This window comes from Marinobacter sp. (genome assembly GCF_039977835.1).
Classification (GTDB): Bacteria; Pseudomonadota; Gammaproteobacteria; order Pseudomonadales; family Oleiphilaceae; genus Marinobacter.
Window position 1 is genome coordinate 20,144 of sequence record NZ_JBDWCL010000053.1, and the last position, 23,573, is coordinate 43,716.

Consider the following 23,573-nt stretch of genomic DNA (forward strand, 5'->3'; position numbering starts at 1 on the left):
GGCCATGGACCATCAGGGCGACCCGGCTGATATCGAGGAGTTGCTGGACCGGATAGAAGCCGGAACCACCAACCGGTCGTACGTTTCCATCGCGGAAATGATGGACTCGGTAGGGCGCAGAAGTTTTGGGCCGGTGGTGCTCCTGGTGGGGCTGATTCTGGTGACTCCACTGAGCGGTGTTCCGGGCATGCCCACCCTGATGGGTCTGCTCACTCTGCTGACTCTGGGACAGGTCATTATGGGCAGAAAACATTTCTGGCTGCCGGCCTGGCTGGCGCAGCGGCAGATACCCCGTGACAAGCTTGTGCAGGGGCTGGAAATGCTGCGCCCACCCGCCCGTCGCGTTGATCGATTGATACGCCCACGGCTGACGTTCCTGGTCAAGGGGGGCGGGCTTTATGTAATGGCGCTGGCGTGCATGGTGATTGCGGTGGTTATGCCGGCAACCGAGCTTGTACCGTTCAGTGCCAGTATCGCCGGCCTTGCCCTTATGACATTCGGCCTCGCGATGATTTCGAAAGATGGTTGTCTTGCCCTGTTTGCCTGGGGCATTGCACTTGCGGGCCCGGTAATCTTCACCCGGATTACGTAAAACCGGAGATTTTGAACTAGATTGTCATATGAAGAACGCCGTATTGATTGGCGGAAAAGGAGAAAGACCATGATACGTTTATTCTATCTGGTATCTTCGATTGACAGTGCAAAGGAAATCTCTGACGACCTGCATGAACATGGCGTTACCGACTGGCGTTTCCATATTGTCAGCAAGGATGAGGCCGGGCTGTACACTCACCAATTGCACACCGCTTCCATCCTTGATCGCACCGATCTGCCCAGATATGTGGAACGTGGCGCCATAGCCGGTTTCGCTCTGGCGCTCGCTTTTCTGGTCCCCATGGCATTGCTGAATGTTCTGGAAATGCCTGCGGCTGCCTGGATTGCCCTGTTTATCTTTGTTGTTGTGGCCGGTGCCTGGGTTGGTGGCTTCGGTGGTATTCAGGGTGAAAACTATCGGATCGAGCCCTTTCACGACGATATTGAAGCGGGCCAGTATCTGATTATGGTTGATGCACCGAAGAAGCATATTCCCAAGGTCAAGGAGCTGATGACGAAGAACCACCCCGAAGCCAGGCTGCAGGGACATGACACCAGCTTCAATAATCCGTTTGCCAGCAAGCGCCGACGGATCAGGCAGGCGTGACTGACCGCGAGTACCGGGTTGGGGCGACATCATGAGCAAAGCCGGTGTGGTACTGACCGGTGGTGGCGCGCGGGCGGCCTATCAGGTCGGGGTACTCCGCGCCATCGCGGATATGTATCCGGACTGGAGTCACCCTTTTCGGGTCATCATCGGTACGTCAGCCGGTGCCATTAACGCCACGGCAGTGGCTGGTAATCGTGGACTCTTCCGCCACAACATCGATCACCTGGAAAAAATGTGGTCAGAACTGACAATGGATCGGGTGTTCCGGGCTGATACCATCAGCCTGATGCGCAGCTTCAGCGACATTGCCCGCAAATTGATCAGCCGGCCGATCGAAAGTGGCCCGGTGTCTTTTCTGAATAATTCGCCGCTGCGAAAGATGCTGGAGCAGGAAATTGATTTCGAAAGTATTCGCAATACCATCCGGGATGGTCATATTGACGCGGTTGGACTGAATGCCTGTGGGTATGCTTCTGGCCAGAACGTCTGCTTCTTTGAGGGGGCTGAGGGCCTTCAGGGCTGGTCGGTAGGGCAACGTGGAGGCACGCGCACGGAGCTGGCGATAGACCACATAATGGCTTCTGCTGCGATTCCCACGCTGTTCAGGCCCGTGAAAATCAACCGCGAGTATTTTGGTGACGGCGTTACCCGGCAGATGGCCCATATCAGCCCGGCGTTGCGGCTGGGAGCGCAAAAGGTACTGGTGATTGGGGTCAGTGCCAACGCCATGTGTCCGCCCGTGCGGCAGGATAAACCGGGCATGCCAACGCTGACGCAGGTGCTGGCTCATGTGTTCAATGGCATGTTCCTGGATACGATGGATTACGACATTGACCGTTCGCGCCTTATCAATCGGTTGCTGGCACTGATACCGGAAGAGCGGCTGAAGGAATCCGGGCTCGACCTGAGCCCGGTGGATATCCTGGAAATATCTCCGTCTGAACCTATTAACGAGATCGCCATGAAATACGTTGATGCCATGCCTCTGGTGTTACGGCGGCTTACCGGCGCATCGGATTCGACGGCGTTTACCGGCGCCAACCTGGCCAGTTTCCTGCTATTCGACAAGCGCTTCTGCCGCGACCTTATCAAACTGGGCTACCGGGATGGCCAAAGCCATGCCCGGCAGATCGAGCGGTTCTTTGCCAAAGAGGCCTGAGCCTTCAGCCCCTCAAACCCCCTACCAGTTTATCGATGCTTTCCTTGGCATCACCGAACAGCATGCGGGTGTTGTCCTTGAAGAACAGCGGGTTCTCGACACCGGAATAACCGGTGGCCATGCCGCGCTTGAGAACAACCACTTGCCGGGCCTTCCATACTTCCAGTACCGGCATGCCGGCAATAGGGCTGCCTGGATCTTCAGCGGCCGCCGGGTTCACCGTATCATTGGCGCCAATTACCAGCACCACGTCGGTTTCCGGAAAATCGGCGTTAATCTCGTCCATTTCCAGCACGATGTCGTAGGGAACGTGGGCTTCGGCCAGCAGTACGTTCATGTGCCCGGGCAGGCGACCGGCGACCGGATGGATGCCGAAACGCACGTTCACGCCCCGCTCCCGCAGTATTTTCGTCATTTCGCTGACGCCGTTCTGGGCCTGGGCTACCGCCATGCCGTAACCGGGCACTATGATTACCGAGTCGGCGTTTCGGAGCTCCTCGCACACGTCATCCGCACTGGACTCGTACACCGTCTGGTCGGAACCGGCGGCGCTTGAGCTGCTTGTGGTTTGGCCAAAGCCGCCGAGAATCACGCTGATGAACGACCGGTTCATGGCCTTGCACATGATATAGCTGAGGATGGCACCGCTACTGCCTACCAGGGCACCGGTGACGATCAGCAGATCATTGCCCAGCATGAAGCCGATAGAGGCGGCCGCCCACCCGGAATAACTGTTGAGCATGGACACTACCACCGGCATGTCGGCACCACCGATGGCCATGATCAGGTGGATACCGAGCACTGCGGCGATGACGGTCATCAGTACCAGCGCAATGAGCCCCAGCGCCATGCTGTCGGTACCCAGGAACCAGGCACCCAGGAACACACAGGCGATGATCGCCACCAGATTCATCAGGTGCCGGCCGGGCAGGGTGAGGGCTTTGCTGTCGATACGGCCGTCCAGCTTGCCGCAGGCCACCAGCGAGCCGGTGAAGGTCACCGCACCGATAAAGATGCCCACGAACACTTCCACCAGTTTAATGGTGTGTTCAGCGCCGGACGTTGCAATTAACGGCTCGATATAACCGGAGAACCCCACCAGCACGGCCGCCAGACCCACGAAACTGTGGAGCAGGGCCACCAGCTGGGGCATCTGGGTCATTTCCACCTTGTTGGCGATGGGAATGCCGATGCCTGCCCCCAGCAGCACAGCAATCACTATGGCGGTAATGCCGCCGTCGCCAACGCTGGCCAGGGTCGCCCCCACCGCGATGATGATGCCGGCCACGCCATAAAGGTTACCGCGCCGAGCGGATTCCTGGTGGCTTAGGCCGCCCAGGCTGAGAATAAAACAGATACTTGCGACCACGTAGGCCACGCTCACCAGTCCTGTACTCATATCGGGCGCCTCCTACCTGCGGAACATTTTGAGCATGCGATGGGTGACCCGGAAGCCGCCCCCGACGTTGATGCTGGCAATCAGCACCGCGACAAAAGCCATGATTCCGACGGCGAAATTCTCCGCCTGGGCCAGGTGAAGAATGGCCCCGATCACAATGATGCCGCTGATGGCATTGGTTACGCTCATCAGGGGGGTGTGCAGGGAAGGTGTCACGTTCCAGATCACCTGCCAGCCGATAAAGCAGGCCAGCACAAATACCGTAAAGTGTTGCAGGAAGCTTTCCGGCGCGTGAGCGCCGACACCATAGAGAGCCAGTGCCGTCACGATCAGCAGCGTGCCTTTCCCGACAAGGCTGCGGCGGTCGGCCTCTTTCTTGGCCGCCGCTTTATCGGCAGCTGACGGCTCCTCCGTGCCCGGTGCGGGTTTCGGGCTCACCGGCGCCTCTGGTTGAGGTGGTGGCCAGGTAACATCACTCTCCCGGACGACGGTCAGGCCGCGGATGACATCGTCTTCCATATTCACCAGCGGGGTGCCGTCTTTTTCCGGGGTCAGCTCTGTAAGCAGGTGTACCAGATTGGTGGCGTAAAGGTCGCTGGCCACCTTGGCCATCCGGCTCGGCAGGTCGGTATAGCCGATCAGCGTCACACCATGGTGATGGGCGACCTTGCCCGGCTCCGTCAACTCGCAGTTGCCGCCGCGCTCCGAGGCAAGGTCCACAATCACACTGCCGGGTTTCATGGCTTTCACCATATCGGCGGTGATCAGTTTCGGCGCCGGCTTGCCAGGAATCAGGGCGGTGGTGATAATGATGTCCACCTCCTCCGCCTGCTCAGCAAACAGCGCCATTTCGGCCTTGATGAACTCATCGCTCATCTGCTTGGCGTAGCCGCCACCGCCGCTGCCTTCCTCGTCGCCGAAGTCCAGCTCCAGAAACTCGGCCCCCATACTCTCGACCTGTTCCTTTACTTCCAGCCGGGTATCAAAGGCTCTCACGATGGCGCCCATGCTGTTGGCGGCGCCAATGGCTGCCAGGCCCGCCACCCCGGCACCGATCACCATGATTTTCGCCGGGGGGACCTTGCCCGCCGCCGTCACCTGCCCGGTGAAGAACCGCCCGAAGTTGTTGGCCGCCTCAATCACCGCCCGATAGCCGGCGATGTTGGCCATGGCGCTGAGCGCATCCATCTTCTGGGCCCGGCTGATGCGGGGAAGGCTATCGATGGCGAACGAGGTAATCTTCTTTCCCGCCAGCTTCTCCAGCAACTCGGGATTCTGTGCCGGCCAGATATAGCTGACCAGAAAGGCCCCGTCCTTCATCAGATCCACTTCGTGTTTGCCGAGGGAAGGATTTTCTATGGGAGCCCGGACCTTCAGGATGAAGTCCGCTTCCCGCCACAAGGAGGTGGTATCGGCCGCGATGGTCGCACCCACTTTCTCGTAGGCCTGATCCGAGTAATTGGCAGCCTCGCCAGCGCCGCCTTCAACCACCACCTCGTAACCAAGGCCAATGAGTTTGTGAACGGAAGGGGGAGTGGCTGCAACCCGCCGCTCATCCTTGAAGATTTCCCTGGGGATACCGATTTTCATGGTTGGTACGTCCTCCGGATTGCCCGATGAACCAGTTGTCTGGATACCTACATACTAGTGCAAGTTGCCAGATTTGCTCGGCTTAGTCCGAAGAGGAGGGGTGGAGCGGTTTCAGGCGTACTTCCGGGCAAGGCTCTCGACTTCCGCCTGGGACAGATGGTCGAGCATCGCACCTCTGAATTGGCGATTAATAAAGCGCTCGGTTTCCCGCTGTATGGCTTCCCGCTGACCCGGCTTCTCGATGTAATCCATGGCCCGGACCAGGATGTAGCGGATGGTCATGCGGGAAATTTCATGGATCGTCTCTGCTGGCACGGCAGCGACCAGCTGCCGGTCAATAATATCCTCCGCCATCTCCCTGGCACTGGCATCCAGCTGGGACTCAAGAGCTCTTCGTAGCAGGGGCGACGGACCGTGCAGCTCCCTCACAGCAACAGTGGTTGCTGCAGGATTGGCGAGAAAGTAGTGGTACACAAACGTAACGGTATCGTGGGACGCCTGCTCCGACGACTCCGCCATCTGCCGCAACTCCCGCACGCCTGACTTCATGTCTTCGGCGATATACCCCAGCACCTGCAACCCGAATTCGTCCAGGTTTTTGAAGTGACGGTAAAAAGTATTCGGGTTCAGGCCCGCCTCACGGGCAAGTTCCCGTAAGCCCAATGACGTCAGGCTGCGGCTCTGGTTAATCAACCGAAGCGCCGCCTGAATCAATTTCAGCTTCCCGCCAGCCAAAACACTCATGAAGTATCACCTTGGTTTGATGGGGTAATTGGGGAGGCCTTTCCGAAACTGTGCGGAGCCATGGATGGCGGAGCTCAAGCGCCACATGGATGTGCTTGAGCGTGTTTCGGAAAGGCCTCCCCAATTGCCCCAAACTCCAAAACATAAGGACAAACAGGACAGCCATTTACCAAACCAGGCCAAAAAACCATTTCAGTTCGAACCAAAGTATACAGCTGTCTACTTCCTTGTGTATACATGTGTATACCGCCAGTCATCATGGCGAAACACACAACAACAGGCAAGGCCGGACGGCCGGCGAACAACGAGGTAGCAGCATGAGTCAGACAACAAAAATTGCCATCATCGGCACCGGATTCTCCGGCCTGGGCATGGGCATCAAGCTCAAAGAAGCCGGCTACGACAACTTCGTCATCCTGGAACAGAGCGACGATGTCGGTGGCACCTGGCACGAAAACCACTACCCCGGATGCGCCTGCGACGTCCAGTCCGCCCTCTACTCCTTCTCGTTCGAACAGAACCCCAACTGGACCCGCATGTTCGCCCTGCAGAAAGAAATCCAGGCCTACCTGCGAGCCTGCGCCGAAAAATACGACCTGATGAAACACGTACGCCTGAACACGCACGTGGCCGGCGCCCGGTTCGATGAAAAGACCCAGAGCTGGACCGTAGAGACCTGCGACAGCCCCAAACTCTGGGCCTACATGCAGGACAAGGGCCTGAAACCCGGCGATAAGCTGGATCGCAAAGACAAGGATCTGCCGGCATTCAGCACCTTCAAGGCGGATGTCGTCGTCTCCGGCATGGGCGGCCTGAGCACACCGGCCTACCCCAACATCAAGGGGATCGACACCTTCACAGGCAAAAGCTTCCACTCCCAGGACTGGGACCACGATTACGACTTCCGGGGCAAGCGCGTTGCCGTGATTGGCACCGGCGCCTCGGCCATCCAGTTCGTCCCGGAAGTAACCAAAGACGCTGCTCACCTCGACCTTTACCAGCGCACGCCACCATGGATCGTGCCCAAGCCGGACCGCGAGATCCGCCCTCTGGAGCGGATGATGTTCCGCAAGTTCCCGCAGACCCTCAATGCCTTCCGCCAGAGCATCTACTGGATGCTGGAAGCCCGGGTGCTGGGCTTTGTGGGCAACCCCCGCATCCTCAAGATCGGTGAGTTGCAGGCACGTCGCCACATCCGTAACCAGATCAAGGACAGGGAACTGCGCAGGAAAGTCACCCCGGATTTCCACTTTGGCTGCAAACGGGTGCTGATCTCCAACAACTATTACCCGGCCCTGGCCCAGGACAATGTCGACGTGCTGACCGACGGCATTCGCGAGGTGCGCGGCAATATTATCGTGGACAACAACGGCAATGAGCGGGAAGTGGACTGCATCATCTACGGCACCGGGTTCAAGGCCCAGGACCCGATCCCCGCCGGCATGGTGCACGGCCGTAACGGGCAGGACCTGCTGGATGCCTGGAAAGACGGCGCCGAAGCCTACAAGGGCAGCACCATCCACGGCTTCCCCAACTTCTTCATGCTGATGGGCCCCAACACCGGCCTGGGCCACAGCTCCATGGTCTACATGATCGAAAGCCAGATCCAGTACGTGCTGGATGCGCTCAAAAAGATGCAGAAGTATGGCTGGAAGAGTGTGGAAGTGAAGGAAGACGCCCTCAGCAAATACAACGCTTCAATCCACGCCAAACTCGGCGACTCGGTGTGGCAGACTGGGTGCAAGAGCTGGTATGTGAACGAAAACGGCAAGAACACCACGCTGTGGCCGGGCTTCGCCTGGCAGTTCCGCCAGCAGACGCGGCGGTTTGATGCGGGGCAGTATGTGTGTGAGCCAGAGGCCGTTGCGGTGGGCGAAGCCACGCCGGCGACTTGATCGTCGGCTCGGATGGGGCCATGGTTTGGGTAAGGAGAAACAGGAGCCGCGCCATGACCAAACCAACCCTTCCTGATCAACCCGGGATTCGTGAGGCAGAACAGCGTATTCGGCCACACCTGGGCGAAACGCCGCTTCTGCATGTGCCTGACCTGGATGCCGCCATGGGCCAGCGCCTGGGGCTGAAGTGCGAGAGCTTTCAACGCACTGGCAGCTTCAAGGCCCGTGGCGCCCTGAACTGGCTGTTGACCGCCAGTGATGACGAACTCAAAGCCGGCCTGGTGACAGTGTCTGCCGGGAATCACGCCATTGCACTCGCCTGGGCGGCGGCCATGCAGGATGTGCCGCTCACGGTGGTCATGCCTGAGGGCTCCAGTCCCCTGAAGATTCGCCGCACCCGGGCACTGGGTGCCGAGGTGATTGTTCAGGGCACTATCCAGCAAGCGGTGGCCCTGTGCCATGAAATGCGGGATGAGAAGGGACTGACCCTGGTCCACCCCTATAACGATGTCCGCATCATGGCCGGGCAGGGCACCGTGGGCCTGGAATTGCTGCGTCAGCAACCGGCTATGGATCGGGTGCTCTGCCCCATTGGTGGGGGCGGGCTGATTTCCGGACTTGGGCTGGCTATCAAGACGCAGCGGCCGGAGGTGGAACTGATCGGTGTGGAGCCGGAAGGCGCAGCCACCATGTTCAATGCCTGGCAAAAGCAGGATGCGGGCGCCAGTCTGGATTCGGTAAGTACCTGGGCTGCCAGCCTGGCGCCGGCGGTGGTGGGGGACTGCACCTATGCCGCCTCCCGCCAGGTGGTGGACCGGATTGTGACGGTTTCCGAAGCAGGTATTCGGGAGGCCACACGGCGCCTGCTGACCGAGGCCAGGCTCTATGTGGAGCCTGGCGCCAGCGTGGGCCTGGCAGCGTTACTGGAAAACCAGGTTCCGCCTGAACCAGAGAAGAACACGGTTCTGATCATTACCGGCGGCAACCTGGACCCGGAACAGGTCAGTCAGTGCCTGTGACCGATTAGTGGAGCACGCTTAACTGACCAGCGTGCCGCCATCCACTGCCAGGCACTGGCCGGTAATATGGCGCCCGGCCTCGGAGGCCAGCAGCACCGCGGCGCCCTTGAGGTCTTCCTCGCCACCAAAGCGGTTCAGCGGAATGCGCTCCAGCATTTTCTCCCCCTGGGCATCCAGCAACCCCTGGGACATTTTCGACGGGAAGAAGCCCGGGCACAGGGCATTCACGTTGATATTGTGATGCCCCCACTCGGAGGCCAGCGCGCGGGTGAAATTCACCATGGCGCCCTTGCTGGTGTTGTAGGCAATGGTTTTCATGCCTTCGGGGTTGCCGGACAGGCCCGCGATGGAGGCGATGTTGATCACCTTGCCGGTGTTGCGGGGGATCATGCAGCGCTTGCCCACGGTCTGGGTAAGGAAGAAGGCGGCGTTCACGTTCAGGTTCATCACCTTCATCCAGCCTTCCGCCGGGTAGTCTTCCGCCGGCGCGCCCCAGGTGGCACCTGCGTTGTTGACCAGGATGTCGATGTCACCAAGCTGACTGACGACCTGATCCACCACGGCCGGTATACCCTCCAGGTCGGACAGATCCGCTGCAATACTGATCACTTCAACGCCCTGAGCTTCCAGATGCGCTTTGGCCTCATCCAGCTCATGCTGCTTGCGGGCGCTGATGGCAATTCGGGCCCCCAGCTCGCCCAGGGCTTCAGCCATCTGCAGGCCCAGGCCACGGGAGCCGCCAGTGATAAAAGCGACCTTGCCGGTCAGGTCCAGTAGTTGTTTCACACTCATGGTTGCCTCCTTGAGGGTTCAGGCGGTCCTGGCCAGCAGGCCGTCGCTGACTTGTGCCAGATGATGATCGGCATCGCCGAACAGCAGGTTGATCAGAGTGAGGCGTTTGAACAGATGAGCGGCGAACATCTCATCGGTCACGCCCATACCGCCATGCAGTTGCACCCCTTGCTGGCCCACATAACGCGCGGCCTGCCCGACCAGGGTCTTGGCCATGGAAATGGCTTCGCGGCGGCTGGCCCGGTCGTCGGAGTCGGCTTCGCTGGCGGCCAGGATGGCCATGGTTCTGGCTTGTTCGGTCTGGATGAACATATCTGCCATGCGGTGCTGCAATACCTGGAATTTGCCGATGGGTACCCCGAACTGCTTGCGGGTCTTGATGTACTCAAGGGTAGCAGCGTTTATGGCTTCCATGGCCCCCACTGCTTCGGCGCACAGGGCGGCAATGCCCAGATCCACGGCTTTTTCGATGGCCGGGAAAGCCCCATCAATGGTGCCAATCAGGTTGTCAGCGCTGACGATAACGTTGCTGAAACTGATCTCGGCGGTACGGTGGCCATCGTGGGTGCTGAAGTCGTCCACTTTGACGCCTTTGGCGGTGCCATCCACCAGAAACAGGGACAGTCCGGATTTATCGTTCACGTTGCCACTGGTGCGGGCGGATACGATCAACTGGTTCGCCTGGCCGCCATGGAGCACGGCGGTTTTCTGGCCGCTGATCTGGAAGTGATCGCCATCCTTGCGGGCGGTCGTCTGCACATGGCTCAGGTTGTAGCGGGCACCCGGCTCGTAGTGAGCGAGGGCCAGAAGCCTTTCGCCACTGGCGATACCCGGCAGGATGTCGGCTTTCTGGGCCTCATTACCGGCATCCCGGATCAGCCCGCCGGCCAGCACGACGGTGGCCAGATAGGGTTCCACGACCAGGCCGCGGCCAAAGTTTTCCATCACTATCATGGTGTCGACGGCGTTGCCGCCCAACCCGTCGTAGTCCTCCGGGAAAGTAAACCCGAGCAGGCCCATTTCAGCGAAGTTCGACCAGGTGGCCCGGTCAACGCCGGTTCCGGAGTTGATAATGTCCCCGCGCTTTTCGAAGCCGTATTCGTTGGTCACGAAGCGGCGCAGAGAATCGTTCAGCATTTGCTGTTCTTCGCTCAGATCAAAATTCATAGCGCCTCCTTAAAGACCTAGCACGAGTTGGGAAATGATATTGCGCTGGATCTCGTTGGACCCACCGAAGATCGACAGCTTGCGCATGTTGAAGTAATCGCCGGCAGAGGGCGTGGCTTCCATGGAGCCCGCACGTGGACCGTTGTAGTCCAGCTCCAGCGCCTCCGGGATATGGGCAATGGCATCCTGGCCGCCGGCTTCCATCAACATTTCAAACAGCTGCTGGCCGATTTCTGTACCGCGGATCTTCAGAATAGACGCCTGCGGGCCCGGGCCGCGCTTGTCGGTCAGAACCCGCAACACGGTCAGCTCAAGAGCACGCAGCTCGGCATCCAGCTGCGCCAGCCGGTCGCGGAAGCGGGTGTTCTCGATCAACGGCCGCTGGCCATCCTGCTCCTGGCGCGCCACTTCCTTGAGCCGCTTCATCATGGCTTTCCACTGCCCCACGTTGGCCAGCCCGGTACGCTCGTGTCCCAGCAGGAACTTGGCGTAGGTCCAGCCCTGGTTCTCCTCACCGATCAGGTTCTCGGCGGGCACTTTCACGTTGTCGAAGTACACCTCGTTAATCTCATGCTCGCCATCCAGCATGATGATGGGCTTCACATCGATGCCCGGGGTGTTCATATCAATCAGCAGGAACGAAATGCCCTGCTGGGGCTTGCCTTCATTGCTGGTCCGTACCAGACAGAAAATCCAGTCGGCGTGCTGGCCCAGGGTGGTCCAGGTTTTCTGACCGTTGACGATATAATGGTCGCCTTCGCGTTTGGCGGAAGTACGCAACGAGGCCAGATCAGAACCGGCACCCGGCTCGGAGTAACCCTGGCACCACCAGTCTTCGCCACTGAGGATGCCCGGCAGGAAACGCTGTTTCTGTTCATCGCTACCAAACGTCATGATCACGGGTGCAACCATGCGCAGCCCGAAATCCAGTTGGCGGGGCGCGCCGGCGAGGGCACACTCTTCCTCAAAGATAATCTGCTGAATCGGATCCCATCCGGTTCCACCAAATTCTTTCGGCCAGGTGGAAGCACCCCAGCCCTTATCAAAAAGAATCTTCTGCCAGCGCTCGGTCATCGCCTTGTCCGGGCGCAGGCGTTTCTGCACACGTTCACGGATGTCATCCGGCAGGTTGTCTTCAAGAAACTGGCGAACCTCGGCGCGGAACGCTTCTTGTTCGGCGGTGTAATTCAGATCCATGTTGCACCTCTTGTCTGGTGGCTGAGGTAAATGGTTTTTGGCTTTTGGAGCTGCCTGCTGGTTATTACTGTCGGGCCTGCGGCTCTTGGTGGTTGTGCCGGGCGGGGAGACCCTTTCAAAACACGCTCCTTCGGCCCATCCCTGGGGCGCTTGGACTCCGCCATCCATGGCTCCGTACAGTTTTGAAAGGGTCTCCCCGCCCGACACTTCGAGTCTGTGCATGCCTGCTTTAACAAATTGTCTTTCGCGGTTCTGGTTCCGCGTTTTTACGCTGCACCTGTTGGCCACTGCACAAAGCTATGGGCGGCTGTTGGGTAGGGGGCTCCAAAACCGTGCGGAGCCATGGATGGCGGAGCTCGAGCGTCACATGGAGGTGCCGAAGGAGCGCGTTTTGGAGCCCCCTACCCAACAGGCGCTTCCACCCAAGCAATAGGCAACCAGAGCTTTAGGCAACCTCAAACAACCCGGCAGCACCCATACCAGTACCGACGCACATCGTAACGACGACGTACTTAACGCCACGGCGCTTGCCCTCGATCAGGGCGTGGCCGACCAGGCGGGAACCGGTGGTGCCGTAGGGGTGACCGACTGCGATGGCGCCGCCGTTGACGTTCAGGCGGTCCATCGGGATGCCCAGTTTGCGCTGGCAGTAGAGCACCTGAACGGCGAAGGCTTCGTTCAGTTCCCACAGGCCGATGTCGTCAACCGTCAGGCCGGCGCGCTTGAGCAGCTTGGGCACGGCGAAGACCGGGCCGATGCCCATTTCGTCGGGCTCGCAACCGGCGACGGCAAAGCCACGGAAGATGCCCAGTGGCGTGGCACCACGCTGTTCGGCGACTTTGCTGTCCATCAGTACGCAGGCCGAAGCACCGTCGGAGAACTGGCTGGCGTTGCCGGCGGTGACTACGCCGCCTTCCATCGCCGAGCGGATCTTGCTGACGCCTTCCAGGTTGGTATCAGGGCGAATGCCCTCGTCCTGGCTGACGGTAACTTCCTGGCTGCTGAGCTGGCCGGTGGCCTTGTCGGCAACGCCCATGGTGGTGGTGATGGGCACGATTTCGTCGTCGAACTTGCCATCTTCACGGGCTTTCGCGGCCAGAGTCTGGCTGCGTACCCCGTATTCGTCCATGTCTTCTTTCTTGATGTCGTAGCGCTTGGCGACGGTCTCGGCGGTATCCAGCATGGACCAGTAGAGCTCCGGTTTGTGCTTGGCCAGCCAGGGTTCCATGAAGTAGTTCTGGTTCACGTTGGCCTGGACGGTGGAGATGGACTCAACACCACCGGCGACCATCACGGGGACCTTGTCCACAGCAATGTGGTGGGCAGCCATGGCAATGGCCTGCAGGCCGGAGGAGCAGAAGCGGTTGATGGTGGCGCCAGCGACGGAGACCGGCAGGCCGGCGCGGATGGCGCCCATGCGGGCCACATCGTTACCGGTGGAGCCTTCGGGCAGGGCGCAGCCCATCAGTACGTCTTCGATTTCGTTGGGGTCGACTTTCGAGCGCTCGATCGCGTGCTGGATGGCGTGGCCCGCCAAAGTAGCACCGTGGGTCATGTTCAGGCCGCCGCGCCAGGATTTGGCCAGGGGCGTACGGGCGGTGGAAACGATGACAACATCATTGGACATAATAATTCTCCTGTGCCGGAGCGCCTTCTTTCATGGCGCCCCGATGGTATTTGTGAACCGGTTATTTAGCGTCGAAATCCTTGCCTTCCTCGGCGCGCCTGGCCAGCAGCGCTGCCGGCTCCCAGAAACCTGGCTGGGTGTGGCGGTCTTCGGTGAAGGCCTGCATGGCGCGAACCACGTTCGGCAGCCCGACTTCTTCGGCGTAATGCATGGGGCCGCCGCGGAACACGGGGAAGCCGTAACCGGTCAGGTAGACCATATCGATGTCGGAGGCACGCTGGGCGATGCCTTCGTCCAGAATCTGGGCGCCTTCATTGACCAGGGCGTAGACACAGCGCTCAACGATTTCCTGGTTGCTGATCTTGCGTGGGGTGATGCCCAGTTCGGCGCGCACTTCGTCCACCACCTTGTCCACTTCCGGATCGTGCAGGGCGTTACGGTTGCCCGGCTCGTAGCGATAGAAACCGGCGCCGGTCTTCTGGCCGTAGCGGCCCATTTCGCAAAGGCGGTCGGCCACGACCATCTTCACCATGTCTGGGTTTTCTTCGTATTGGCGCTTGCGGATCGCCCAGCCGATGTCGCCGCCGGCCAGATCCGCCATGCGTAGCGGGCCCATGGCGAAGCCGAACTTCTCGATGGCCTTGTCGATCTGCTGCACGCTGGCACCTTCCTCGAGCATCAGTAGGGCTTCGCGCTGGTACTGGTTGATCATGCGGTTGCCGATAAAGCCGTCGCACACACCGGAGACCACGGCCGTCTTCTTGATGGTCTTGGCCAGTTTCATGGCAGTGGCCAGTACATCCTTGGCGGTTTTCTCGCCACGAACCACTTCCAGCAGCTTCATGATGTTGGCCGGGCTGAAGAAGTGCAGGCCGATGACGTCTTCCGGGCGCCTGGTAAAGCTGGCGATCTTGTTGAGATTCAGGGTGGAGGTGTTGGAGGCCAGGATGGCGCCTTGCTTGCACACCTCGTCAAGTTTCTCGAACACGGACTGCTTTACGCCCATTTCTTCGAACACGGCTTCGATCACCAGGTCCACATCGCTCAGGTCGTCATAGGTCAGCGACGGCGTCAGCAGGGCCATCTTTGCCTTGGCGTCGCCTTCGCTCATGCGGCCTTTCTTCACACGGCCTTCGTAGACTTTCTGAATGGCTGCCACACCGCGATCCAGGCCTTCCTGTTTCATCTCTACCAAGGTCACCGGAATCCCGGCGTTCAGGAAGTTGATGCTGATGCCGGTGCCCATGGTGCCACCGCCGATGACGCCCACGGACTTGATGTCGCGAACCGGTGTGTCTGAAGGCACATCGGCAATCTTGCTGGTCAGCCGCTCGGAGAAGAAAGCGTGGCGCAGGGCGCGGGATTCCGGCGTCTGCATCAGGTTCACGAAGGCTTCGCGCTCGACCTGCATGCCCTTGTCAAACGGCATGGTCACGGCGGCCTTCACGGCGTCCACGCACTTCAGCGGCGCGGGATAGTTCTTTGCCATGGCACCCACGGTGTTGCGGGTGAACATAAAGAAGCCTTCCGGATTGGGGTGCCTGGCCTTGAGGTCACGCACTCTCTTCAGCGGCAGGTTCTCGTTCCCCACCTTGGTGGCGTAGGCAATGGCCGCGTCCAGCAGTTCGCCATCGACAAGTTCATCAAACAGCGCGCTGCCCCGGAACTGCTTCGCCGGCACCACGCTGCCGGAGACAATCATGTTCAGGGCGTGCTCGGCACCGATCACCCGTGGCAGGCGCTGGGTGCCGCCGGCACCGGGTAGCAGGCCCAGTTTCACTTCTGGCAGGGCAATCTGGGCGTCAGGTTTGGCAATGCGGTAATTACACCCGAGCGCCAGTTCCAGCCCGCCACCCATACAGGCGCCGCTGATGGCGGCAATGACCGGCTTGCGGCTGCTTTCCACGTAGTTGATCACGGTGTTCAGGTTGGGTTCGGCGGTGGCTTTGGAAGAGCCAAATTCGCTGATATCGGCGCCACCGGAAAAGGCGCGGTCAGAGCCAATCAACACAACGGCTTTCACGGCGTCATCGGCTTCCGCCTGGCGGATGCCACTTACAATGCCCTGGCGCAATGCCAGGCCCAGGCCGTTGACCGGTGGGTTGTCGAGTCGGATAACGGCAATCGCGCCGTTCACGTCGTAATGGGCGGTACTCATCGGGCAGCTCCCTGATACTGGAATCGGTTGGTATGCAGATATGCGTTGAAATCCCCATACACTGGTGTATTGTTGGTCCATACACTAATGTATGTTTTGGGTGGGGTCAACGGTTTCAGATGTGCTGGCCCCGTTCATGTAGAATGCATCCGATATCGCCAGCAGCAGGATCCGACCACCGAATGACTGACGCCCGACAGACCAGACGTACGCGCCGCAAGAACCCTGAAAAAGCGCAACTGACCCGGGACGACTGGCTGGACGCCGCCGCCGGGGAAGTGGCTGCTGGCGGTTTCAGTCATCTGCGGGTGCTGACCCTGGCGAAAAAGCTTGGTGTCACCCGGGGTAGTTTCTATTGGCACTTCAAAGACCATGAGGATCTGGTGGTCAGCTTTCTCGACCGCTGGCGGGACCGTCGTCTACACGAACTGCAGTACTGGAAGCCCAAAGGCGGCGATGTGGAAACCGAGTTGCGGCAGATCCTGGAGTTGTTGCTCACCGATGCTTCCCGCAATATCCGCCGTCTGCAGGTGGAACTGGCGGTGCGGGACTTTGCCCGCCGCAATGACTATGCCGCGAATCTGGTAACGGAGGTGGACGAAGCCCGCATCAACCAGAACTGCGAACTCTATGAACGCCTGAGCAGTGACCCCCAACGCATCCGGGACCTGTCATTACTGATGTACGTGGCCACCATCGGCTCCCAGGTGGTACTCACGGGCAAGAAAGGGGATGCCGAGACCATCCGCCGGGTGGAGGATCTGATGGCACGAGTGGCGTTGGGGCAGCGTGATGAGGGCTAGATGGCTGGGACTGCTGGTGTTTGGTGTCTGCTTTGGCGCCACCCAGGCCGCCCTTGCGGATGACGCCTGTATGGACGGCGCAAAAACCGAACTTGAACAGTTGTACTGTAAAACTGTCGCCGAGGGGCAGGGCGCGGGCCTGCCGTCGCCAACGGATTTCAAGCGCAATGATCCCCGGGTCCAGGCATTGCTTTTGCGTCGTCCTGCCGGTCGGATAGGCCTGGACGTGCCCGATCCCGGTGCTTCCGCGACAACAGAGCCTCCAAGGTCAGACGATGGCCCGGCTCCGGCAGGCTCTCAGGATATTCCGGCTCAGCAGGGAGATGAACCCGAACCCACAGGCCGGCTGGCAGAGTGCCGCCTGGAAGGCCAGCGCATCACCTGTCCACAACGCCGCTATGAACTGATGGAAAACCTGCCCAACAACAGGCTCGCAGACGGCGCTCTGGCGCCGGAAAACCGCCTGGGCCTGAGCCCCTTCGAGGGTAACCGCAATGACGAGGAAGCGGTGCGGCGTTACCTGTCAGACGCCTACGACCGGTACATCCCCAACATGGTAGATATCGGGCTGGGTGCCAATACCATGAGCTTCACCGAGTTCCATAATGCTTTTCACACCATCGAAGAAGGCGGTGTGGACTTTGCCAGGCGCATGGAGCGGACCTTTACCCTGCTCAAGCAGGACAAGAAAACCCTGGCGGTCAAAGCCCGCTACCACGACGAACTTCCGGAGGATATCTCGCTGTGCACGGTGATTAACCACGACATTGTTGTGTGCGACAACGTGGGTACCAACTGGGTGTTCGTCAGCCCGTCACGCTAGCGCTTCAGTTGCTTTCCAGAAAATCGTTCAGGTAGCCCGCCACCGCAGCCGGCTGTTCCTCCTGCAGAAAATGTCCCGCCTCCACCTGCTCCACTTGCAGGGACTCGAAGCATTCCTCGATGTGATTGAGGTATTCCGGAATGATCACCTTGTCCTTGTTGCCGTATATGTACATTGAGGGCATGGGCCAACGATGCCCCGCCGTGGTGGCCCAACGTCTGGCGTCGTCGTGAAAGGTTCGGTAGTAGTTGGAACTGCTACCGGGCGTGCCCGGAATCCGGAAAGTGCGCAGGTATTCGTCCATCGCATCCTGTGGAAAAGGTTGTCCGTTCCAGGTACGCAGGAAATGCCCCAGCCAGGTTTCTTCGGCCCCCGGAATCATGGCCTCCGGAAGCCCCGGTGTTTGCATGAAGTGCTGGTACCAGTAGGCGGCGCCGCTACCGGAACGAACCTTTTCGATCACCTCCTGATTACCCTTGAGATTGTTGATGATGGCAATGTTCATGATCACCATCTGGCGCACCCGCTCGGGGGTGGCCAGGGCCACTTCCTGGGCCACAATGCCGCCCCAGTCATGGCCTACAAGCTGAAAGTCGCCGATGCCCAGGCTGTCCAGCAGGCTGACCACATCCTGCGCCATTTCCTGTTTGCGGTAATGGTCGATGTCCGGGGTACGTTCACTGTCGCCCAGCCCCCGCAGATCGGGGGCAATAATGCGAAATCCCGGTTTCAGGTATGCGGCCACATGCTCCCAGCAGTAGGAGCTCTCCGGCCAGCCGTGGACCATTACCAGCGGCGGGCCTTCGGGGTTGCCGCCCTCCCTCCAGGCGAATCGGCCCCGGGGCGTTTGTTGCTGTTTCGGGTTGGACAGGTGCATTGCGGGACTCCGTGTCTCTTGGCGGTTCTGCTGCCAAACCATAAACCGCCGTGCAGAATGGTGCAATCAGACCGTGTCCACCGGTCTGCCCAGATCCCGAAGTACAGTTTCCACAACCATGGGGCTCCATAAAAGTCGGTGATGGCCCAGCCCCCGCGTGCGTAAAACACTCGCTTTTTCCCAGTTGTCGTATATCTGTTCGCTTTCATCGGGTGAGATGGAGGTGTCCTCGTCATCAATCACGATCAGGCCCCGCTGGGTCAGCGACCGCGACAACGCCTCCAGGTCGAGCTGTTCCCAGACCGATGGCCCGAAACGCTCTTCCATCAGCTGAAGGTGAGCCGCCAGAACGTCTTCGCTCAGTCCCAGTTGCCGCCCCAGGTTGTCCATAACGGCACGGAGGCCTGCTGGAGGGGCCAGCATCACCAGGTAATTCGCCTCCAGGCCATCCGCAATGGCCCGGGCCACGGCAATACAGCCAATGGAATGTGCCAGAACGCCATGAACCCGGCCAACGCTGGCCGCCACCCTGGCAGTAACCTCGGCCATTTCAAACAGGTCGGTGCTTTCGCCCTGGGCGCGGCCATGGGCGGGGGCGTCAAACAGCACCACTCGATAGCCGGCTTCCACCAGCGGGTTTACCCAGGCGCCAAACTGGATTCCGGCACCGGCCCAACCGTGAACGCCGAGAATGACCGGGCCCTCGCCCCAGGAGTAGACCGGTATGGTGCGGGCGCCATGCTGGAGTTGAGTGTAGCTGTCGGTGTTATCGAGCAGGGGTTCATAGCGAATCGGCACGGGCAATCGCGAGGGCCTGAAGGCCATGCGGTTGACCAGCCGACCGGCCTTCTGCGGTGAAACCCTGCCGTACAATTGGAGCGCCAGCCGTGTGGCTGAAAATCCAGTAGGGTCTGGAGCGGGTTGGTTAGTCGGACGTTGAAAGATCTCTGACCGGGTGTTGATTTGTGAGGTCATGGTGAAAGTCCTTCTTCCTGCATTGGTGAATGACAGGTTCAGGTTAGGGCTTGCCGATGGCCAGCAGGAGTGTCATATTTGACATATAAAATGCTGAAAAGGCCATATCCATGTTCAACGTTGCCATCATCGCCTTTCCCAACTGCCATGCGTCCGGTGTGCACGGCATCATGGATTTTTTCACTGTTGCCAATTACTGCGGCCGAGCTCCGGCAGGTCAAAGGGACCCCCTGTTCAACTGTCAGGTGGTGACGGTGGACGATCAGCCGGTCCGCGGGTACAGCGGCGCAGTGGTGACGCCTACCTGCGGGCGCGGAGACTTCGAGCCAGACCTGATCGTGGTGGGCTCATCCGTGGAAGCCGCCGTGGGTGCGGAGCGCCTGGAGCAGACCCTGGCGCCTTCACGTCCCCTGTATGGCTGGTTGCGGGAAGGGCTGGCACGGGGTGCCGTGCTGGCGAGTGTCTGCACAGGCAGTTTCGTGTTGGCGGAAGCGGGATTGCTCGAAGACCAGGTGGCAACCACGCACTGGCGGGCTGCACCGCTTTTCCGTAGCCGTTACCCGCAGCTGCGACTGGAGGAAGACCAACTGCTGGTGGATAATGGCCAGATCATCTGTGCCGGCGGGGCGACGGCGTTCGTGGATCTGTGCATGTACCTGGTGGAGCGGTTTGCCTCCCCCGCCGTTGCACTGGCCTGTAGCAAAATGCTGGTACTGGACGGCCGCAGGATGGAGCAGACGCCCTATATGGCATTCTACAGCCAGAAAGCCCACCAGGATGATGCCATCCGCAAGGCACAAACCTGGCTCGAGCAGCACTATGCGGATGCGCTGACCATCGATGAGGTGGCAGCTGTGGCCGGCCTTGGCACCCGCACTTTCAAGCGCCGGTTCAAGGAGGCCACCGGGGAAACTCCCATTGGTTACCTGCAGCATCTGAGAATCGAGGCGGCCAAACACCTGCTGGAATCCAGCCGCGAGCAGACCGCGCGGATTATCTGGAGCGTGGGTTACGAAGACGCCAGTTCATTCCGAAGGCTGTTCAAACGAACGGTAGGTTGTACCATGGAGCAATATCGCAAGCGTTTCAGCTATGTTTCCCCCAAAGTGGCCTAGACCCAGAACAGGAACCCCATGCCCGGTAAAAACTCGACCCGTCTCAACAAATACATCAGTGAGAGTGGCATGTGTTCCCGGCGGGAAGCCGACCGCTATATCGAGAACGGCAATGTCGTCATCAATGGCAAGGCCGCCCAGGTTGGGGACCAGGTCCTGCCCGGTGACAAAGTCACGGTTAACGGCCAGCTGATTGAACCCCGGGACGAGGAAGACCTGATCTTTATTGCCCTGAACAAGCCTGTAGGCGTGGTCAGCACCACCGACCCGGCGGAACCCCGGAACATCGTCAACCACGTGGGCCACGGTGAGCGGATTTTCCCCATCGGCCGTCTGGACAAAGACTCCCAGGGGCTGATCTTTCTGACCAGCAACGGCGACCTGGTGAACAAGATCCTGCGGGCAGGCAACAATCATGAAAAGGAGTACCTGGTTACCGTCAACAAACCGGTAACCGCGGAGTTTATACGGGGCATGAGTGCCGGAGTGCCGATACTGGGCACGGTCACCAAGCGCTGCAAGGTGGAGAAGGTGTCCCGTTTCGTATTTCGTATCACCCTGGTGCAGGGCCTGAACCGCCAGATCCGCCGTATGTGTGAATTTTTTGATTACGACGTCACCAGGCTCGAGCGCGTGCGCATCATGAACATCAGCCTCAAGGGATTGCCGGTCGGCGAGTGGCGTGACCTGGGTGAGAAGGAATTGAAGGGGCTTTTTGACATGATCCGAGATTCGTCATCGGAGGTCAGTCCGGACACCCGCAGCGAAACCAGGAAAGCGGCTGGAAAGAAACCGGCTGGGAAAAAAACCGACAAAAAGACCGGCAAGCCGCCTCAGGCTGTGCGGGGTAAAAATGTAAAAGGCGGAGTGCCAGCGAAGCCGGCCGGAAAGCATGGTAAACCTCCCCGGCCGGGCAAACCCGCAAGACCGGTAAAGCCGCGCAAGCCGCGGAAACCCAGCGTTAAACGGTAGAGTAGGTTCACTTCCGTACGGCGCTCGGGCCTCACTGCCGGTATGCTATCGCGCTTTTAGACCTGGCCGGATATTCCGAATGTTTGAAGCATTTGTAAGCACCTACATTAGCAGTACAATCCGTTTCCTCTTTCTGCTGGCGCCATTCTTTGTGGTGACCATGTTTCTGGCACTGACCCGGGGGCTGCCGGCCGCGGAAAAGAGCTCCATTATCCGCCGCTCCACCGTATCAGCGCTGATCCTCGGGCTGGTCCTGTTTTTCGCCGGTCCACTGCTGTTCAGCGCCATCGGCATTACCCTGAACTCGTTCCGGATCGGTGCCGGCAGCCTGCTGTTCCTGACCGCCATCAGTCTGGTTACCAGCGGCACCCGCAACCATGCCACCGGGTTGCCGGACGAAGACCGTGACGATATTGCCGTAGTACCGCTGGCCATCCCGGTGATGATTGGCCCCGCCACCATTGGTGCCATACTGGTTTATGGGGCCGAGCTGAACAGTGTGCCTGAAGTGGCCGGCGGGTTGTTGGGGTTGGTGTCGGGGCTGGTTATCCTGGCGGTATTGCTGCACTTGTCGGGCTACCTCGAAAAGGTGCTGGGCAAGACCGGGCTGAACATACTTTCCAAGATCAGCGGCCTGATTCTCTCCGCCATGGCGGCGGAAATCGTGCTGACGGGCATTGCCGGATTTATCGCGTCGACGGCCACTTCCTGATAATCTCAACCAGCATTCGTGAGCGGGGGGCAGCGCATCATGTCATTTGATACCGTGGAGCATAACCGCAGCCGACAGCAGTTCGACGGCGTCTCCTCCGTGTGGCTTTTTGGCTACGGTTCGTTGATCTACAAAGTGGATTTCCCGTTCCTCGAACAACGGCCCGCTACCATTGAGGGCTGGGCCCGCCGTTTCTGGCAGGGCTCCCATGACCATCGCGGCACACCAGAGGCGCCTGGCCGGGTAGTAACGCTGATTGAGCAGCCGGGCGCTCTTTGCAAGGGCATTGCCTACCGGGTATCTCCGGAGGTTTTCCAGCACCTGGATGTACGGGAAAAGAACGGCTACCTGCGATTCAGCACTCCCATGGTGTTCGACGATGGTAACGGCGCAGAAGGTCTTGTTTACAGAGCCACCGAAGACAATGCCGCTTTTCTGGGCCCCGCCTCTTCCCTGGACATTGCGCGTCAGATTGCACGCTCTGCCGGCCCCAGTGGCCCCAACAGCGAATATCTGCTGAAACTGGCGGAGGCGCTCAGAGCGCTTGGGGATCATGATTCCCACGTATTTGAACTGGAATCCCACCTGCTTTGAAACCGGGAAAGGTCAACCGGCTCTCATCATTGTAAAGACCGCCTGCGCCAACGTAAAAGAAGTGCAAAGCGGCTCCCGATTGCCTGACATCGCCCGGTAAATCCGTACTCTGAACTTAGGGAGCACTCACAAAGTGCCTGTGAGTGCTGAACTCCGGGATCCGGAAAGATCGGGAGATGAGCGATGAAAAAGTTTCTGATCGGAAGTTGTCTTGTTGGCCTGATGATGGCCACCGCACCGGCCATGGCCGACTCTTACAAGCGTGAAAATCACAAGGCGGGGTACCATCAGAAGGCGGACTACGGAAAGGGCGCCCCCCACCACAAGAAGTTTTTGACCTCGCAGCATCGTGATAGGTACGCCGACCACGGCTACGGCGACCGCAAGCATGGCTGGAAACACAAGAAGTACCACCAGCATAAACACGGCTACCATGGCCACAAGCGGCATTGGAACAAGAGCCGCCATCATCAACGCTATGACCATGATAGCCGTTACCGGTTTCGTTACAACGGTGGTTATCATCCCGTAGAGCAGGGCATTCAGCTACTCATCGACGTGACCCGCTAAGTATCCGGATTGAACCCTCTGGCCGGCCAGGGGAAGTAATAGCAGCAGGGTGATGACGCAGCGCAGGAAGGCAAACTGGAAGATCGGCGCGCCGGGTTCCATCAGTTTGATGAAGACGTCACTGATCAATGCCATGGCGTTGCCGATCACCAGCAGTAGGATTGCACTGTTTACGGTTTTG

The 23,573-nt window shown here is 59.6% G+C and carries 22 protein-coding genes and 1 pseudogene; 12 read left to right on the forward strand and 11 right to left on the reverse strand.

Going from position 1 to position 23,573, the window contains the following annotated elements; all coding sequences use genetic code 11:
- Window positions 1-4 precede the first annotated feature (4 nt).
- The 3 genes from ABJM11_RS16145 (at window position 5) to ABJM11_RS16155 (ending at window position 2,363) form a co-directional block, all read left to right on the forward strand.
- A complete protein-coding gene (locus ABJM11_RS16145) occupies window positions 5-592 on the forward strand; it encodes an exopolysaccharide biosynthesis protein (RefSeq protein WP_348296636.1) in 588 nt (195 codons plus the stop codon).
- A gap of 69 nt (window positions 593-661) precedes the next feature.
- Window positions 662-1,201, forward strand: a complete 540-nt coding sequence (locus tag ABJM11_RS16150; RefSeq protein ID WP_348296637.1) for a hypothetical protein — start codon at window positions 662-664, stop codon at window positions 1,199-1,201.
- Between the two features lie 31 nt (window positions 1,202-1,232).
- The gene (locus tag ABJM11_RS16155; protein ID WP_348296638.1) at window positions 1,233-2,363 is read left to right on the forward strand and encodes a patatin-like phospholipase family protein; all 1,131 of its coding nucleotides are present in this window, start codon (window positions 1,233-1,235) and stop codon (window positions 2,361-2,363) included.
- A 4-nt stretch (window positions 2,364-2,367) separates the two neighbouring features.
- Here ABJM11_RS16155 and pntB read toward each other — a convergent pair whose 3' ends face one another.
- From pntB to ABJM11_RS16170, 3 genes are all read right to left on the reverse strand, one after another.
- Complete coding sequence (gene pntB, locus ABJM11_RS16160) at window positions 2,368-3,762, reverse strand: Re/Si-specific NAD(P)(+) transhydrogenase subunit beta (RefSeq protein WP_348296639.1); 1,395 nt, start codon at window positions 3,760-3,762, stop codon at window positions 2,368-2,370.
- Window positions 3,763-3,774: 12 nt separating this feature from the next.
- The gene (locus ABJM11_RS16165; RefSeq protein WP_348296640.1) at window positions 3,775-5,352 is read right to left on the reverse strand and encodes a Re/Si-specific NAD(P)(+) transhydrogenase subunit alpha; all 1,578 of its coding nucleotides are present in this window, start codon (window positions 5,350-5,352) and stop codon (window positions 3,775-3,777) included.
- Between the two features lie 111 nt (window positions 5,353-5,463).
- Window positions 5,464-6,096 carry a TetR family transcriptional regulator gene (locus tag ABJM11_RS16170; RefSeq protein WP_348296641.1) on the reverse strand — a complete coding sequence of 211 codons (633 nt, stop codon included), beginning with the start codon at window positions 6,094-6,096 and terminating at the stop codon, window positions 5,464-5,466.
- Between the two features lie 317 nt (window positions 6,097-6,413).
- On the opposite strand from ABJM11_RS16170, the gene ABJM11_RS16175 reads away from it, so the two are divergent.
- Both ABJM11_RS16175 and ABJM11_RS16180 read left to right on the forward strand, forming a co-directional pair.
- A complete protein-coding gene (locus ABJM11_RS16175) occupies window positions 6,414-7,991 on the forward strand; it encodes an NAD(P)/FAD-dependent oxidoreductase (protein ID WP_348296642.1) in 1,578 nt (525 codons plus the stop codon).
- A 53-nt stretch (window positions 7,992-8,044) separates the two neighbouring features.
- Window positions 8,045-9,010, forward strand: coding sequence for a threonine/serine dehydratase (locus tag ABJM11_RS16180; protein ID WP_348296643.1), 966 nt, complete (start codon window positions 8,045-8,047; stop codon window positions 9,008-9,010).
- 18 nt (window positions 9,011-9,028) lie between these two features.
- Here ABJM11_RS16180 and ABJM11_RS16185 read toward each other — a convergent pair whose 3' ends face one another.
- The 5 genes from ABJM11_RS16185 to ABJM11_RS16205 all read right to left on the reverse strand — a co-directional run bounded on the left by ABJM11_RS16185 (window position 9,029) and on the right by ABJM11_RS16205 (window position 15,951).
- On the reverse strand, window positions 9,029-9,802 hold the full coding sequence (locus tag ABJM11_RS16185; RefSeq protein ID WP_348296644.1) for an SDR family oxidoreductase: 774 nt from the start codon (window positions 9,800-9,802) through the stop codon (window positions 9,029-9,031).
- An 18-nt stretch (window positions 9,803-9,820) separates the two neighbouring features.
- Complete coding sequence (locus ABJM11_RS16190; protein WP_348296645.1) at window positions 9,821-10,969, reverse strand: acyl-CoA dehydrogenase; 1,149 nt, start codon at window positions 10,967-10,969, stop codon at window positions 9,821-9,823.
- Window positions 10,970-10,978: 9 nt separating this feature from the next.
- Window positions 10,979-12,166: an acyl-CoA dehydrogenase family protein gene (locus ABJM11_RS16195; protein WP_348296646.1), complete on the reverse strand. Its 1,188-nt coding sequence runs from the start codon at window positions 12,164-12,166 to the stop codon at window positions 10,979-10,981.
- A 445-nt stretch (window positions 12,167-12,611) separates the two neighbouring features.
- On the reverse strand, window positions 12,612-13,793 hold the full coding sequence (locus ABJM11_RS16200; protein WP_348296647.1) for an acetyl-CoA C-acyltransferase: 1,182 nt from the start codon (window positions 13,791-13,793) through the stop codon (window positions 12,612-12,614).
- Between the two features lie 61 nt (window positions 13,794-13,854).
- Complete coding sequence (locus tag ABJM11_RS16205) at window positions 13,855-15,951, reverse strand: 3-hydroxyacyl-CoA dehydrogenase NAD-binding domain-containing protein (protein ID WP_348296648.1); 2,097 nt, start codon at window positions 15,949-15,951, stop codon at window positions 13,855-13,857.
- Window positions 15,952-16,133: 182 nt separating this feature from the next.
- Between ABJM11_RS16205 and ABJM11_RS16210 the strand changes: the two genes are divergently transcribed.
- A complete protein-coding gene (locus ABJM11_RS16210; RefSeq protein WP_348296650.1) occupies window positions 16,134-16,754 on the forward strand; it encodes a TetR/AcrR family transcriptional regulator in 621 nt (206 codons plus the stop codon).
- Window positions 16,744-17,577, forward strand: coding sequence for a hypothetical protein (locus tag ABJM11_RS16215; RefSeq protein WP_348296651.1), 834 nt, complete (start codon window positions 16,744-16,746; stop codon window positions 17,575-17,577). Before ABJM11_RS16210 ends, ABJM11_RS16215 begins: the two co-directional genes overlap by 11 nt.
- Before the next feature lie 4 nt (window positions 17,578-17,581).
- On the opposite strand, the gene ABJM11_RS16220 is transcribed toward ABJM11_RS16215, so the two are convergent.
- Both ABJM11_RS16220 and ABJM11_RS16225 read right to left on the reverse strand, forming a co-directional pair.
- Window positions 17,582-18,454, reverse strand: coding sequence for an alpha/beta hydrolase (locus ABJM11_RS16220; RefSeq protein ID WP_348296652.1), 873 nt, complete (start codon window positions 18,452-18,454; stop codon window positions 17,582-17,584).
- A gap of 66 nt (window positions 18,455-18,520) precedes the next feature.
- A complete protein-coding gene (locus ABJM11_RS16225) occupies window positions 18,521-19,429 on the reverse strand; it encodes an alpha/beta hydrolase (RefSeq protein WP_348296653.1) in 909 nt (302 codons plus the stop codon).
- 110 nt (window positions 19,430-19,539) lie between these two features.
- On the opposite strand from ABJM11_RS16225, the gene ABJM11_RS16230 reads away from it, so the two are divergent.
- From ABJM11_RS16230 to ABJM11_RS16250, 5 genes are all read left to right on the forward strand, one after another.
- A complete protein-coding gene (locus tag ABJM11_RS16230) occupies window positions 19,540-20,544 on the forward strand; it encodes a helix-turn-helix domain-containing protein (RefSeq protein ID WP_348296654.1) in 1,005 nt (334 codons plus the stop codon).
- An 18-nt stretch (window positions 20,545-20,562) separates the two neighbouring features.
- Window positions 20,563-21,516: a 23S rRNA pseudouridine(2604) synthase RluF gene (gene rluF / locus ABJM11_RS16235; RefSeq protein ID WP_348296655.1), complete on the forward strand. Its 954-nt coding sequence runs from the start codon at window positions 20,563-20,565 to the stop codon at window positions 21,514-21,516.
- A 79-nt stretch (window positions 21,517-21,595) separates the two neighbouring features.
- Window positions 21,596-22,228 (forward strand): MarC family protein, encoded by a 633-nt coding sequence (locus ABJM11_RS16240; RefSeq protein WP_348296656.1) that lies wholly within the window; start codon window positions 21,596-21,598, stop codon window positions 22,226-22,228.
- A gap of 39 nt (window positions 22,229-22,267) precedes the next feature.
- The gene (locus ABJM11_RS16245; protein ID WP_348296657.1) at window positions 22,268-22,822 is read left to right on the forward strand and encodes a gamma-glutamylcyclotransferase; all 555 of its coding nucleotides are present in this window, start codon (window positions 22,268-22,270) and stop codon (window positions 22,820-22,822) included.
- Window positions 22,823-23,005: 183 nt separating this feature from the next.
- Window positions 23,006-23,392, forward strand: a complete 387-nt coding sequence (locus ABJM11_RS16250; protein WP_348296658.1) for a hypothetical protein — start codon at window positions 23,006-23,008, stop codon at window positions 23,390-23,392.
- Here the strand turns inward: ABJM11_RS16250 and ABJM11_RS16255 are convergent.
- Window positions 23,384-23,573 (reverse strand): annotated as a pseudogene (locus tag ABJM11_RS16255) (hypothetical protein); the annotation flags it as partial. The gene ABJM11_RS16250 and the pseudogene ABJM11_RS16255 overlap by 9 nt on opposite strands.